The sequence below is a fragment of the Cryobacterium sp. Y57 genome (assembly GCF_002929505.1).
Lineage (GTDB): Bacteria > Actinomycetota > Actinomycetes > Actinomycetales > Microbacteriaceae > Cryobacterium.
This window is the reverse complement of record NZ_PJJL01000073.1, coordinates 148,865-162,072: the sequence shown is the minus strand read 5'-3', so window position 1 is coordinate 162,072 and position 13,208 is coordinate 148,865. Positions and strand designations below refer to the sequence as shown.

14 protein-coding genes and 1 pseudogene are annotated in these 13,208 nt (G+C 64.2%); 3 read left to right on the top strand and 12 right to left on the bottom strand.

Annotated elements, in window-relative coordinates; translation table 11 throughout:
- Window positions 1-40 precede the first annotated feature (40 nt).
- The 9 genes from CXY72_RS18095 to CXY72_RS18055 form a co-directional block, all read right to left on the bottom strand.
- A complete protein-coding gene (locus CXY72_RS18095; protein ID WP_104129046.1) occupies window positions 41-580 on the bottom strand; it encodes a hypothetical protein in 540 nt (179 codons plus the stop codon).
- A complete protein-coding gene (locus tag CXY72_RS18090; protein ID WP_199184089.1) occupies window positions 573-1,940 on the bottom strand; it encodes a dihydroorotase in 1,368 nt (455 codons plus the stop codon). The genes CXY72_RS18095 and CXY72_RS18090 overlap by 8 nt, the downstream gene beginning before the upstream one ends.
- Window positions 1,930-2,892: an aspartate carbamoyltransferase catalytic subunit gene (locus tag CXY72_RS18085; RefSeq protein ID WP_104129045.1), complete on the bottom strand. Its 963-nt coding sequence runs from the start codon at window positions 2,890-2,892 to the stop codon at window positions 1,930-1,932. Before CXY72_RS18085 ends, CXY72_RS18090 begins: the two co-directional genes overlap by 11 nt.
- Complete coding sequence (pyrR, locus tag CXY72_RS18080) at window positions 2,889-3,431, bottom strand: bifunctional pyr operon transcriptional regulator/uracil phosphoribosyltransferase PyrR (protein ID WP_104129044.1); 543 nt, start codon at window positions 3,429-3,431, stop codon at window positions 2,889-2,891. Before pyrR ends, CXY72_RS18085 begins: the two co-directional genes overlap by 4 nt.
- A 111-nt stretch (window positions 3,432-3,542) precedes the next feature.
- Complete coding sequence (locus CXY72_RS18075; protein WP_104129043.1) at window positions 3,543-4,502, bottom strand: thioredoxin domain-containing protein; 960 nt, start codon at window positions 4,500-4,502, stop codon at window positions 3,543-3,545.
- A 62-nt stretch (window positions 4,503-4,564) separates the two neighbouring features.
- Window positions 4,565-4,984 carry a transcription antitermination factor NusB gene (gene nusB / locus CXY72_RS18070; protein WP_104129042.1) on the bottom strand — a complete coding sequence of 140 codons (420 nt, stop codon included), beginning with the start codon at window positions 4,982-4,984 and terminating at the stop codon, window positions 4,565-4,567.
- On the bottom strand, window positions 4,981-5,544 hold the full coding sequence (efp, locus tag CXY72_RS18065; RefSeq protein WP_104129041.1) for an elongation factor P: 564 nt from the start codon (window positions 5,542-5,544) through the stop codon (window positions 4,981-4,983). The genes nusB and efp overlap by 4 nt, the downstream gene beginning before the upstream one ends.
- Window positions 5,545-5,650: 106 nt before the next feature.
- A complete protein-coding gene (locus tag CXY72_RS18060) occupies window positions 5,651-6,085 on the bottom strand; it encodes a type II 3-dehydroquinate dehydratase (protein ID WP_104129040.1) in 435 nt (144 codons plus the stop codon).
- A 49-nt stretch (window positions 6,086-6,134) separates the two neighbouring features.
- A complete protein-coding gene (locus CXY72_RS18055; RefSeq protein WP_104129039.1) occupies window positions 6,135-6,533 on the bottom strand; it encodes a hypothetical protein in 399 nt (132 codons plus the stop codon).
- Between the two features lie 272 nt (window positions 6,534-6,805).
- Between CXY72_RS18055 and CXY72_RS18050 the strand changes: the two genes are divergently transcribed.
- The 3 genes and pseudogenes from CXY72_RS18050 to CXY72_RS18040 all read left to right on the top strand — a co-directional run.
- Entirely contained in the window at window positions 6,806-8,158 is a 1,353-nt protein-coding gene (locus tag CXY72_RS18050; RefSeq protein WP_233197933.1) for a GAF domain-containing protein, read from the top strand.
- Between the two features lie 56 nt (window positions 8,159-8,214).
- On the top strand, window positions 8,215-9,738 hold the full coding sequence (locus CXY72_RS18045) for an aldehyde dehydrogenase family protein (RefSeq protein ID WP_104129037.1): 1,524 nt from the start codon (window positions 8,215-8,217) through the stop codon (window positions 9,736-9,738).
- 130 nt (window positions 9,739-9,868) lie between these two features.
- Window positions 9,869-10,264 (top strand): annotated as a pseudogene (locus tag CXY72_RS18040) (DUF779 domain-containing protein); the annotation flags it as partial.
- A 92-nt stretch (window positions 10,265-10,356) separates the two neighbouring features.
- Here CXY72_RS18040 and aroB read toward each other — a convergent pair.
- The 3 genes from aroB to aroC are packed head-to-tail and all read right to left on the bottom strand — an operon-like array spanning window position 10,357 to window position 13,205.
- Window positions 10,357-11,445: a 3-dehydroquinate synthase gene (gene aroB / locus CXY72_RS18035; protein WP_104129220.1), complete on the bottom strand. Its 1,089-nt coding sequence runs from the start codon at window positions 11,443-11,445 to the stop codon at window positions 10,357-10,359.
- 10 nt (window positions 11,446-11,455) lie between these two features.
- Window positions 11,456-11,977, bottom strand: coding sequence for a shikimate kinase (locus tag CXY72_RS18030; protein WP_233197932.1), 522 nt, complete (start codon window positions 11,975-11,977; stop codon window positions 11,456-11,458).
- A 19-nt stretch (window positions 11,978-11,996) separates the two neighbouring features.
- Window positions 11,997-13,205 carry a chorismate synthase gene (gene aroC / locus CXY72_RS18025; RefSeq protein ID WP_104129035.1) on the bottom strand — a complete coding sequence of 403 codons (1,209 nt, stop codon included), beginning with the start codon at window positions 13,203-13,205 and terminating at the stop codon, window positions 11,997-11,999.
- Between the last annotated feature and the right edge of the window lie 3 nt (window positions 13,206-13,208).

Sequence of the window (13,208 nt, the reverse complement as noted above, 5' to 3'; positions counted from 1 at the left end):
GATTGCTTCTGCCTGGTTTGGAGCGGTCGAGTCGGGCACGTCAGGCCTCGCTTTCATCTTGATGGGCCGTAGCGGCAATGGTTCGGATCGAGTCGACGAGGCGAGCACGATCACTGGGATCGATGATGCGAAAGAAGCTGTCAACGGCGCGGCGGTCGTCGGGCCCGGCAGTGGCGCCCGTAGCGAGGCGCCAGCTCAGGCAGACCAGACCATCGGTTTCGACCACCCGGTCGATGGCCACCTGGGCCGCACCCACCGCGTCGATAGCGCTGGCAGCAATGAACACCGGCTGGTTCCCATCGAGGTCGAGCGTCACGCCGGCCTCGGTCACGGTGACAGCGGCGCGAGCCCGAAAACCCAGCCCGCGAATAGCAAGCCGCTCGAGCGGCGCATCGCGGGGGGTGGTTGCCACATAGTAGGTCGCGGCATCGGCCAGTGCAGCTCCGGTGTTCTCCGGCATCGGGTAGCCGGCGGCAAGGGCGCCATCTCGTCGACTACGCTTTCGCCAACTGCGCCACATGAGAACGAGAACGCCGATCAGAACAAGGCCTGTGATGATGGCGGGAATAGACCTATCCATGGGTGACTACTTTTCTGGTGTGGCCGGCTATCTCGAGGCTGCTGCGAATCGCGCCGTCGAGCATCGTGGCATAGCCACGGTGGAATGTCGCTCGCACGTCGCCGGGCAGCGTCATGGACAGGTAGGGCGAGTTCGAGCTGGTACCGGCCAAATCGGCGCGGCCGAAAACTCGGCTCGCTGCCGGGTCGTAGAGCGCCAGCTCGGCCGGCGAACCGACCGCGATCGGGTTGCCCTGACCGGCCAGGCGACCGATACGGGCCGGGGTGCGCGACAGAACGCGTTCGATATCGGCCCAGTCGAGCAGCCCGGTGGCGACAACGGCGGCATGCACGACCGAGAGGGCCGATTCCAGCCCGACCATGCCATTGGCGGCGGCGTCCCACTCGCAGTCCTTGCTTTCGGCCGGATGCGGTGCGTGGTCGGTCGCGACGATGTCGATCGTGCCGTCGGCCAGTCCGGCGCGCAGCGCCTCGACGTCTTCACGGCTGCGCAGCGGCGGATTCACCTTGAACCGGGCATCGTAGCCGCGCACGAGGTCTTCGGTCAGCAGCAGGTGGTGCGGGGTGACCTCGGCCGTCACGTTGATGCCGCGAGCCTTGGCCCAGCGGATCACGTCGACCGAGCCGGCCGTGGAGACGTGGCAGACGTGCAGGCGGGACCCGACATGTTCGGCCAACAGGACATCGCGGGCGATGATCGACTCTTCGGCGACGGCCGGCCAGCCGATGAGACCGAGCTCACCGGAGAGGGCGCCCTCGTTCATTTGGGCTTTTTCGGTAAGGCGTGGTTCCTGAGAGTGCTGCGCGATGACGCCGTCGAAGGCCTTGACATACTCGAGGGCACGGCGCATGAGGAGCGGGTCCGAGACGCAGAATCCGTCGTCCGAGAACACCCGCACGCGAGCCCTGCTCGATGCCATGGCTCCGAGTTCGGCGAGCTGTTTGCCGGCCAGGGCAACGGTGACGGCGCCGATCGGCTGAACGTCAACGTAGCCGGCGCTCTCGCCTAGGGCGAGTACCTGCTCGACCACCCCGGCCGTGTCCTGGGCCGGCAGGGTGTTGGCCATGGCGAACACACTCGTGAACCCGCCCCGGGCAGCGGCGCGGCTGCCGCTCCGCACGGTTTCGCTGTGCTCGTAGCCGGGTTCGCGCAGGTGGGCGTGCAGGTCTACCAGGCCGGGCAGCGCGATGAGGCCGTCGGCGTCGAGCACGCGCGCGCCGCTCGGGGACAGGCCGGTCCCGAGCTCGTCGATACGTCCGCCAGCGAGACGGATGTCGGTGCGCGTGCCGTCCGGTAACGTCGCCCCGCGAATCAGCCAGGCTTCGTGCACGTCGTGTTGCTGTAATCCGTCAATCGACATTCTTCGATTCCTTCCGATCACCGGATAAGAGCAGGTAGAGCGCGGCCATCCGCACGGAGACACCGTTCGTGACCTGTTCGAGTACGGTCGAATTCGCGGAGTCGGCCGCCGCCGAGGAAATCTCCAGACCACGATTCATCGGGCCGGGGTGCATAACAATGCTAGCCGGACCGAGTCGGCCAAATCGCGCGTCGTCGAGTCCCCAGACCCGGGAGTACTCGCGGCTGCTTGGAAAAAACGCTGCGCTCATCCGTTCGGTCTGGATACGCAGCATCATGACCACGTCGGGGCCGGCATCGATCGCATCATCGAGGTCAAAGCTGAAGCGAGCCGGCCACAGTGCGGTATTACTCGGCAACAGGGTGGGCGGGGCGACGAACGTGACCTCCGCGCCGAGAGTGGTGAGCAGCCAGAGGTTGGAGCGGGCCACCCGGGAGTGCAGTACGTCGCCGACGATGGTAACCGTGACCCCGTCGAGTCCCCGGGTCCGGGAGGCCTGACCGTGGATGCGACGGCGGATGGTGAACGCATCGAGCAGGGCCTGGGTGGGATGCTCGTGGGTGCCGTCGCCGGCATTGATGATGCCGGCGTCGATCCACCCGCTCGCGGCGAGCACGGCGGGGGCGCCTGAGGCGGGGTGGCGAATGACGACGCCGTCCGCACCGATTGCGGCGAGGGTCTGCGCGGTGTCTTTCAAGCTTTCCCCCTTCGACACGCTCGATCCCTTGGCGCTGAAGTTGATCACGTCGGCACTGAGTCGCTTCGCAGCCGCCTCAAAGGAAATGCGCGTGCGGGTGGAGTCTTCGAAAAAAAGGTTCACCACGGTCTTGCCACGCAGGGTCGGGAGCTTTTTGACCTCGCGCTGTGCGACATCCGCCATGTCTTCGGCAATGTCGAGCAGGTTGATGGCCTCGTCGCGGGAGAGGTCTTTGGTGGAGAGAAGGTGCCTCATCGGTCACTCCGGCCATCGATCGAGACGGATTCGTCACCGTCGATCTCTTCGAGGTGCACGTTGATGCGTTCGTCAGCAGCCGTCGGCAGGTTTCGACCGACGAAGTCGGCGCGAATCGGCAGCTCACGATGGCCACGATCAATGAGCACAGCCAGGCGCACGATGTTCGGGCGGCCGTGGTCGCCGAGCGCGTCGAGGGCGCTGCGGATGGTGCGCCCCGAGTACAGCACGTCATCGACGAGCACGACAGTCGCGTCGTCGATGCGGCCAGGAACCTCGGTGCGCGACGGCGTGCGGGTACGTCCGTGGGCGAGATCGTCACGATAGAGCGTCACGTCAAGCGATCCGACCCGAAGGGCGGTTGCCGCCGGTTCGATCCGCTGGATGATCTCGGCGATACGACGGGCAAGGATCACGCCCCGCGTCGGGATGCCGAGAATGACGAGATTGTCCGGCCCCCGATTGGACTCCAGGATCTCGTGGGAAATTCGAGTCAACGCGCGGGTGATGTCAGCTTGGGTGAGCACAATGTGCGCCAAATGCCGACCTCCTTCCCCGTCTCACAGGACGGATCATTAAAGGATGTCTGAGTGGGACTAGCTTACCGTTGGCGCCGTTGTCCGCGCACCAACGGCTTCGGGAAAAACGAATTACGAAAAAGCAGCGGCAACGAAAGCCTGAAATTCGGCCCGGTCAAGGTTGCTGCCGGTGTAGAGCGCCCCGTCAACGAGCACGGTTGGGGTGCCCTGAATGGACGCGACCTCAGCTCCGGCGATCGGCCCGGTCACGGCCGTTTCGGTGTTCTCCTGCGACCAGGTCTGGTATTTCCCAGCTTCAACGCAGTCGGCGATGCTGACCGCGCCGGACGCGAGGTCGACGAGTTGGCTATTGCTGAGCCCGGTCGTCTGTTCGAGTGGTTGCTTGGCGAACAGTGACGCGAGAAAGTCGAGGGTCTGATCGGGGTTCAGGGTGGCCTGGCAGGTCAGCGCTGCGGATGCGCGGCTGGAGTAGTTCGTGCTCTGAGAGACTCGGTCGAGAAAGGTGAGCGAGTGCACCCGAAGGGTGATGACACCGCTTTCCACCCCCGCGGCCAGCAGTTCTCCATTGGTCTCTTCGAACTGGGCGCAGAACGGGCACATCAAATCCACATACTCGTCGACGATGACGGCGCCGGAACCGAATTCGAGATAGCCGCCATCGAAGTTGGCGGCGCCGACCTGACCGGTCGGCAGCGGTGCCGGAGATTCCGCCGGCGTCGAGGAAGCTAGGCCTGCATTCAGCGCGACGAAGAATGCTCCAAAAGCGGAGGCGAACACGATCAGCAACACCACCAGAAGGGTTGCCACCGCAATATGGACGTATCCGATGATGAGACCGGCCAGCGCAAAACCGCGGCCGAGTTCGCCGCGTGCGCGAATCTGCCCCAGCGCAATGTGCCCCGTTATGACTGCGACGAGACCGACGAAGAACGACGACGCGAGTGACACAATCGCCAAGGTGTTGGTCTTCGGCACGGTCGCAAACGAAACGACTGGCCCCGGCAGCGGCGGCACGAATGAGTTGGGCTGCACCGGCTCGTCGCGGGAGCCGTTCGGTCCGAAGCTATCCATGTTCGTGTCCTTCGGTGACGTCGAGACGCGCCCGGCAACAGCCGATCCTGCCGGTCGGGTTGTTAAGCAGACGGCGCGGTTTGGGCGATCTTGCCGAGCAGTCCGTTGACAAAACCGGCCGAGTCATCCGTTGAAAAAATCTTGGCGGCTTCGACGGCTTCATCGATGGCGACGGCGTGCGGTACTGAGTCGTTGTACAGGATCTCCCAGATACCGATCCGCAAAATAGCGCGATCGATGTTGGGCATGCGAGCGAGCGACCAGCCTTGCGAGTAGGTCTCGATCAGTTCGTCGATCTCCTCACGGTGGTCGACGACCCCGTCCACGAGCTCTCGGGCATACAGCCAGGACACCAGACGGGCTGGCTCGCTTGCTGCACGCTCAGCCTCGATCGCGAGCGACTCCGGAATGCTGATCTGGCGCACGTCCGCGACGTACAGGATGTCGATGGCTCTCTTGCGAGCCTTGGTACGTGCGCTCATTCGTTGACGCGGCCGAGGTAGTCGCCGGTGCGGGTATCGACCTTCACCTTGGTGCCCTGCTCGAGAAACAGCGGAACCTGAATTTGGTAACCGGTCTCCACTGTGGCCGGCTTGGTGCCGCCGGTGGAGCGGTCGCCTTGCAGGCCCGGCTCGGTGTAGGTGATTTCCAGGGTGACGGATGCCGGCAGCTCGACGTACAGCGGGTTGCCGTTGTGCAGGGCCACGGTCACGGCCTGGTTTTCGAGCATGAAATTGCTCGCATCGCCCACGACTGCTGCGGGGACGGTGATCTGGTCGTAATCGGCCACGTCCATGAAGACGTAGGCATCGCCGTCGTTGTAGAGGTACTGGAAGTCGCGACGATCGACGTTCTCGGTCTCGATCTTGGCACCGGCGTTGAACGTGCGGTCAACGGTCTTACCCGAGACGACGTTCTTCATCTTGGTGCGAACGAAGGCGCCACCCTTGCCCGGCTTGACGTGCTGAAACTCGACGACGGCCCAGAGCTGGCCGTCCATGTTGAGTACGACGCCGTTTCTGATATCAGCGGTAGAAGCCATGGGAGGGGTGTTCCGTTCAATTGATAAGGTGCGCGGGTGCAAATGGCACCATAATAAGTCTAGGTGCCGAAGCCTCAAGCGCCAAAGGCACCGTTTCGACCCTGCGTCACGAAGCGGTGACGAAGTCCAGTGCCAACCGGTAGGAGTCGAAGCCAAGACCGGCAATGACACCGGTCGCGATGGCGCTCACCACACTCGTGTGGCGAAAGGTTTCACGAGCGTGCGGGTTCGAGAGGTGCACCTCGATCAGTTGCAGGCCAGCCTTGGTGACGAGGGCAGCGGCATCCCTCAGCGCGTAGCTGTAGTGCGTGAACGCTGCCGGATTCAGGATGACCGGCGTCCGCTCGTCAACGGCCTCGTACAGCCAGTGGATCAGCTCAGCCTCGTCGTCGGTCTGCCGCAGATCGATAGAGACCCCGTCACGAGCGGATGCGACGAGCAGCTCGCGCAGGTCCTCCAGGTTCGCCGACCCGTACACGTCCGGCTCGCGACTACCCAGGCGCCCGAGGTTCGGACCGTTCAGAACCAGCACTGTACTCATCCTCTCAGCCTAGGCCGTCCCCGTGCAGCTGCCGTGTCGGCAGTCTCCGTCAGGGAGTGAGTACGGCCACGCCGTCATCGTGGGCGATGAACAGGCCGGTAATGCGCATGAGTTTGCCAAAGGACTCGGTCAACTCCACTGCCCAGGCCTGGTCTGGGGCGGTGCGGGCCGCTGACCCTGGTCGTTCCAGGGTCACAATGAGGCTGCCTCCCGGGGCGTCCCTGGCCAGGATTTCGTTGATCCTCACGGCGAACGCTCGCACCGAACCAGGTTCCGGCCGGAGCGGAATGCCGTCGAGGGGAATCATCAGCGGGAGCTGTTGCCCGTGGGCGTCGAGAACCATGAGCCAGAGCTGGTGGCGGATAGCGTGGCCGATCAGGTCGAAAACCCGTGCCTTGGCCTGCACCACAGTGCTCACGGGTGGAGCGTCGACGATGTTGAGTGTCATGTGCCCAGCATGAGCCGGTCTCGCAGTCGCGAAGGATTATCCACAGGAATTTCCTGAATCCGCTCGGCTGTGGGTATCTTCCGGCGGGCGTCCGGTCGTCCGGGTGTCGGCGACGTTGCGGTTCAATTTGGGCGGCGGCGATGGCACGGATTCGGGTAATTCGATGGTCCGCACGCCCCGGAGCGGCAGTGCCCGTAGAATGACATTGAAACGGCGGCCGCGGCAGCTGCGCCCGCTACTGCTAATGGAGGCAGACGCTGATGGGACACGGCTTGAAGAGTACCTCGTCGGTTCCGTCCGGGTCGGCGTACGAAAGTCTGCTCGCCCTGGAACGGGCCCACGAATCCGCCGTCACAGGCCGAGTCTTCCAGACCGGCGTGCGCCAGCTCGTCCAGGATTCCTGGCAGCGGTCGCTCTCTCTCAGCCTCGATCCCGGCAGTGTGGCACCCGAGCGGGCGCTGTCCGATCGCGAACTGCGGGACCTGCGCAACCAGCATCCGCTCGCCACGGTATTACCCGTCGTGCAGAACCTGCTTATTCGCCACGCCTTTGATGCTGAGTTACTCGTGGCCATCGGCGACGAATCCGGCCGGTTGCTCTGGATCGATGGCGACCGGGCGCTGCGCCGTCAGGTCGAGGAGATGCTGTTCGTCGAGGGAGCGGACTGGTCAGAAAAACGGGTCGGAACCAGCGCCCCCGGTACCGCGCTGGCCCTGGACCGCGGTATTCAGATTCGGCGCGCCGAACACTTCAACGCCCTTGCGCACTCCTGGAGCTGCACGGCCGTGCCCATCCACGATCCAGACACCGGCAAAATCCTCGGCGTGATCGACATCACCGGCGGCGATCAGGCAGTCGCACCGCAAACACTCCCCCTCGTTGAAGCAGCTGTCGCCGCGATGGAGGCAGAATTACGCATCCAGCGCCTCGGCCAGCCGAATTCTTCACCGCCCACCCGCCGGTCGCAGACATCACTACCGACGACCGTGCAGCGACTGGCGCCGGCCCGCCTCAGTGTGCTCGGCACCGATCACGGCCAGTTATGCTACGGCGGCAACACCGTGGATGTCTCGCCCCGCCACACCGAGATTCTCACGCTCCTCGCCTGGCACCGCGAAGGACTTTCCGCCGATCGTCTTTCCAGCTACCTCTTCGATCTGGACACAGCGGTGGAAACGCTGCGCGCCGAAATGGTGCGGGTACGCAAGGTACTTGCCCTCCTCGATCCCTCGATCACGATCACCTCCCGACCGTATCGGCTGGAATCACGGCTTGAACTCGATGCCCAACAGGTGTTGGCCTTTCTGCAGCGCGGCGCCCACCGGGTGGCTCTCGGCGCTTACCGCGGCGCTGTACTTCCGGGATCGTCCGCTCCCGGGATCATCGAAATACGTTCAGAAGTGAGCAGCCGACTGCGCGACGCAATGCTCGCGGATGCTTCGGTCGACCTGCTGCTCAGCTACGCGCGCACCGAAGAAGCCACCTGGGACACCGAAGTCTGGCGGGCCTGTCTTGAGCTGCTTCCGGCCCGATCGCCCAAACGTGCAACGGTCGTGGCGCATCTTGCGCGCATCGAAGTTGAAATCGGTGGCCATCGCAACGTTTCGCAACGTCCCCCCTCGTAGAGTCATGTTAGGCCGCAGGTTTGCGAGCCCGACATCGTCGTCGAAATAGGAGTGACATGACCGTCTATTCAGTCCCAGGAACACCAGGCTCTAAAATTACCTTCAAGTCCCGCTATGAGAACTGGATCGGCGGCGAATGGGTCGCCCCCGTCAAAGGCCAGTACTTCGAAGACATCACCCCGGTCACCGGCAAGGCATTCGCCGAAGTCGCTCGGGGCACCGCCGAAGACATCGAACTGGCGCTCGACGCCGCCCACAAGGCCGCTCCTGCCTGGGGTAAGACCAGCCCCGCCGAGCGCGCCGCTGTGCTGAACAAGATCGCCGACCTCATCGACGCCAATGTCGAAATGCTCGCCGTCGCCGAAACCTGGGACAACGGCAAGGCCATTCGCGAGACGGTCAATGCCGACATTCCCCTCGCCGCCGACCACTTCCGCTATTTCGCCTCGGCGATCCGCGCCCAGGACGGCGACCACGCCCAGCTCGACGGCGACACGGTCTCGTATCAGTTCCACGAGCCGCTCGGCGTCGTCGGCCAGATCATTCCATGGAACTTCCCCATTTTGATGGCCGTCTGGAAGCTGGCCCCTGCCCTCGCCGCCGGCAATGCGGTCGTCCTCAAGCCAGCCGAGCAGACCCCGGTTTCGATTCTCGTGCTGATGGAGCTCATCGGCGACATCCTCCCCCCCGGAGTGGTCAACATCGTCAATGGTTTCGGTCTCGAGGCCGGCAAGCCGCTCGCCTCAAGCAACCGCATCCGCAAGATCGCCTTCACCGGCGAAACCACTACCGGCCGCCTGATCCTTCAATACGCCTCGGCCAATATCATCCCGTCGACCGTCGAGCTCGGCGGTAAGAGCCCAAACATCTTCTTCAGCGACGTCGCAGAGGCGAAGGATTCTTTCTACGACAAGGCCCAGGAAGGTTTCGTGCTGTTCGCCTTCAACCAGGGAGAGGTCTGCACGGCCCCCAGCCGGGCGCTGCTGCAGAAGCCGATCTATGACAGCTTCCTCGGGGACGCGGTCACCCGCGCCAGAAAGATCATCCAGGGCAACCCACTCGACACGGACACCCAGATGGGCGCACAGGCCAGCAACGACCAGCTCGAGAAGATCTTGTCGTACATCGACATCGGCACCAAGGAGGGCGCGAAACTGGCGCTCGGCGGCGAACGTGCCGATCTTGGCGGTGACCTCACCGACGGTTATTATGTGCAGCCGACCATCTTCGAGGGCCACAACAAGATGCGCCTGTTCCAGGAGGAGATCTTCGGTCCGGTACTGGCCGTGACGAGCTTCACGGACTACGACGACGCTATCTCCATCGCCAACGACACCATCTACGGCCTCGGAGCCGGTGTCTGGTCGCGAAACGGCAACGTCGCCTACCGGGCCGGCCGCGACATCCAGGCCGGCCGTGTCTGGGTGAACAACTACCACGCCTACCCGGCCGGCGCGGCATTCGGCGGCTACAAGAGCTCCGGCATCGGCCGGGAGAACAACAAGCTCGCGCTCGGTCACTACCAGCAAACCAAGAACCTGCTGGTGTCCTACTCCGAAAATAAGCTCGGCTTCTTCTAAACCGATCAATCGGGTCCGCCGAGCAGCCCAACGGGTGGGAGTTCGCTCGAAATCTGGCCCGGGGGCTGCTAACGACGTAACGTCGTAGGCAGCCCCTTATATCTTCATCCGTCTAGCAGGAGGTCAGTCAATGTCGACACCCACGATCACCGCATCGGTCACGATCGCCGGTGAAACCGTTCCCCGCGTGCAACTCGCTCCGGTCGCGGTGGATCTGCTCCGCAGCCTGTGGGAGGAGCACGGGCCCCTCATGTTCCACCAGTCCGGCGGATGCTGCGACGGTAGTTCCCCGATGCTGTTCATGGCCGGCGAGTTCATCACCTCCGATCAGGACGTGCGCCTCGGCCAGTTCGATATCGCTCCGGCCAATGAGCCCGGCCAGCCACTCGACTTCTGGATGTCGGCCGAACAGTTCACCTACTGGAGCCACACCTTTCTCACCGTCGACGTCGTACCGGGTCGCGGCAGCGGCTTCAGCGCCGAAGCCCCGCGCGGTGTGCGCTTTCTCATCCGCTCCGAGCTCATGACCACGATGACCCCGCTTGCCGGATCGGCCGAAACCGACACCGCCGAAGAGGATGCCGTGGCCAGTGCCACGAAGGCTGTCCCGGCCTGAGGCTATTGGCCGATGGCCTGGTACGCGCTGAACAGCAGGGAGGCGTCCGGGCCCTCGAGGATGGTGGGCTTGCCCACATCGTCCAGCACGACAAAGCGCAGCATGCCGCTGCGCGTCTTCTTATCGCGCTGCATCGTGGCGAGCAGGGTGGGCCAGCGGCCCACCGGATAACCGGTCGGCAGGGTCAGCGATTCGAGAATGCTGCGGTGCCGGTCGACGACCTCGACCGGGAGCCGGCCGCTCAAGGCAGCGAGCTCGGCCGCGAACATCATGCCGACGGCAACGGCAGCGCCGTGGCGCCAGCCGTACCGTTCGGCGTGCTCGACCGCGTGGCCGAGGGTGTGGCCGTAGTTGAGGATCTCACGGAGGCCGACCTCCTTGAAGTCCTCCCCCACGATGCGGGCTTTCATCGCGATGGACAGTTCGATCAGCCGGCGAAATTCGGGGGTGGTCGGGTCAGTGGCACGGTCGACATCCGCTTCGATGATGTCGAGAATTTCGGGAACCTGGATGAAGCCAGCCTTCACGATTTCTGCGAACCCGGCCAGGATCTCATTCTTCGGCAGCGCCTCGAGCAGGTCCAGGTCGCAGAGCACGGCGGCGGGCGCGTAGAAGGTGCCGACCAGGTTCTTGCCCTCGGCGGTGTTGATACCGTTCTTGCCGCCGACGGCGGCGTCGACCATGCCGAGCACACTTGTGGGAATCTGCACGAGCTTCACACCGCGCAGCCAGGTAGCCGCGACGAAACCGGCGAGGTCGGTGACCGCGCCGCCGCCGAGCCCGATCACGGCGTCGGTACGGCTGAAGTCGGATTGACCCATCACGCCCCAGCAGAACGCTGCCACCTCGACACGCTTGGCGGCCTCGGCGTCGGGAACTTCAGCGAGCAACACTTCGGAATAGGTTTCAAGCAGGCTGTCCCGCAGTGCAACGGCGCGGGCACCGACGGTGGACGTATGCACGATAAGCACCTTGTTGACGCCGCTGCCCAGCTGCTCGGCGACGGTGGTGACGAGGCCACGCCCCACGTGGACCGGATAGCTCTCGACCCCCGTCACGGTGATCACGGTCGTTGCGGGCTGATCGGTCATCTCGAAAATCTCACTCATCATTTCTTTCTTGTACCCAATTCACGATTTCGTCGGCGATGCCGCTGATGGGCCGGTTGGAGGTATCCAGGTGAATCGTCGCGAGGGCCTCATAGGTGGAGCGACGAACGTTGTAAATGCGTTCCCAGTCGGTGACTCCCCCCGCCAGAAGCGGTCTTGTGCTGCCGCCCAGACGCGCCTGCACTGCCGCCGTCGTGACGCTCAGATAGACGACCGTCGCGTTTTCCAGGTCGGACCGGGTGTCGGCATTCAGCACCGCTCCCCCACCGAGCGACACGATGGCGGGCTCGCCGAGAGCCCAATCGACGGCTTCGCGTTCGATGATGCGGAAGTACTCTTCGCCCTCACGAGCGAAGATCTCGCCAATCGGACCGTAGTGTTCAACGATGCGTTTATCGGTGTCGATGAAGGGCACGTTCAGGCCGCGTGCCACTCGGCGACCGATCTTGGTCTTCCCGGAGGCCATCGGCCCGATGAAGACGACCGGCAGCAACGAGTTACGCAGACTCAGCATCGCTCGGGCCGAAAACTCGTCACAGTGTCGCGTCGCTGGACGCACCGGTGCGCAGGTTGGCGGGAATTTCGGCCAGATACGACTGGAGGTTACGGCGGGTCTCTCTGATCGAGTCGCCGCCGAACTTCTCGAGCACCGAGTTGGCGAGCACGAGCGCCACCATGGCCTCGGCGACGACACCGGCCGCCGGAACCGCACAGACATCGGAGCGTTGGTGGTGCGCCGCTGCCGGCTCGCTCGTTGCCACGTCGACCGTGCGCAGTGCCCGGGGAATCGTGGCGATCGGCTTCATACCGGCGCGAACGCGCAGCACCGTGCCGGTACTCATACCACCCTCTGTGCCGCCGGCTTTGTCGCTGACCCGCACAATAACGCCATCCGCCTGCACGAGCTCGTCGTGCGCGTCGGACCCGCGACGACGGGTGGTCTCGAAACCATCGCCGACCTCGACGCCCTTGATCGCCTGTATGCCCATGAGGGCAGCGGCCAGCTGCGAATCCAGACGACGGTCCCAGTGCACGAATGATCCGAGGCCTGGCGGAAGATTGTAGGCGAGCACTTCGACGACGCCGCCGAGGGTGTCACCATCATCGTGCGCGGCATCCACTTCAGCGACCATCAAAGCAGATGTCGCGGCGTCGAAACAGCGCAGCAAGTCAGTATCAAGGGCGTCGACGTCTCCGGGCAACGGCAACGGCGCGCCGTCTGGCACGCGTACCGGTCCGATGGCGATCGTGTGGCTGACCAGGTGAATCCCGAGCTCGTTCAGAAGGGACCTGGCGATAGCGCCCAGCGCCACCCGTGCGGCGGTTTCCCGAGCGCTGGCGCGTTCCAGCACCGGGCGGGCTTCGTCGAAGTCGTACTTCTGCATGCCGACCAGGTCGGCGTGACCAGGCCGCGGCCGGGTCAGCGGCGCACCACGACCGCGGGTCATCGTGCCGGGGTCCACCGGCGCTGCACTCATCACGTCGACCCATTTGGGCCATTCCGAGTTGCCGATGCGCAGTGCGACCGGGCCACCGAGGGTGAGCCCGTGCCGCACACCACCCGAGATGGTGAGCTCGTCCTCTTCAAATTTCATGCGCGCGCCTCGGCCGTAGCCGAGCTTGCGGCGCGCCAGATCGAGGCGGATCGAATCAAGGGTGACCGGGATTCCAGCGGGCAAACCCTCGACAATGGCGATGAGTTCTGGGCCGTGAGATTCTCCGGCAGTGAGCCAACGAAGCATGGT

Bases quoted from the DNA above. Each gene is read 5' to 3' on its own strand.
- CXY72_RS18095 (WP_104129046.1), bottom strand. From the start codon at position 580: ATGGATAGGTCTATTCCCGCCATCATCACAGGCCTTGTTCTGATCGGC.
- CXY72_RS18090 (WP_199184089.1), bottom strand. From the start codon at position 1,940: ATGTCGATTGACGGATTACAGCAACACGACGTGCACGAAGCCTGGCTG.
- CXY72_RS18085 (WP_104129045.1), bottom strand. From the start codon at position 2,892: ATGAGGCACCTTCTCTCCACCAAAGACCTCTCCCGCGACGAGGCCATC.
- CXY72_RS18075 (WP_104129043.1), bottom strand. From the start codon at position 4,502: ATGGATAGCTTCGGACCGAACGGCTCCCGCGACGAGCCGGTGCAGCCC.
- nusB (WP_104129042.1), bottom strand. From the start codon at position 4,984: ATGAGCGCACGTACCAAGGCTCGCAAGAGAGCCATCGACATCCTGTAC.
- efp (WP_104129041.1), bottom strand. From the start codon at position 5,544: ATGGCTTCTACCGCTGATATCAGAAACGGCGTCGTACTCAACATGGAC.
- CXY72_RS18060 (WP_104129040.1), bottom strand. From the start codon at position 6,085: ATGAGTACAGTGCTGGTTCTGAACGGTCCGAACCTCGGGCGCCTGGGT.
- CXY72_RS18055 (WP_104129039.1), bottom strand. From the start codon at position 6,533: ATGACACTCAACATCGTCGACGCTCCACCCGTGAGCACTGTGGTGCAG.
- CXY72_RS18045 (WP_104129037.1), top strand. From the start codon at position 8,215: ATGACCGTCTATTCAGTCCCAGGAACACCAGGCTCTAAAATTACCTTC.
- aroB (WP_104129220.1), bottom strand. From the start codon at position 11,445: ATGACCGATCAGCCCGCAACGACCGTGATCACCGTGACGGGGGTCGAG.
- CXY72_RS18030 (WP_233197932.1), bottom strand. From the start codon at position 11,977: ATGCTGAGTCTGCGTAACTCGTTGCTGCCGGTCGTCTTCATCGGGCCG.
- aroC (WP_104129035.1), bottom strand. From the start codon at position 13,205: ATGCTTCGTTGGCTCACTGCCGGAGAATCTCACGGCCCAGAACTCATC.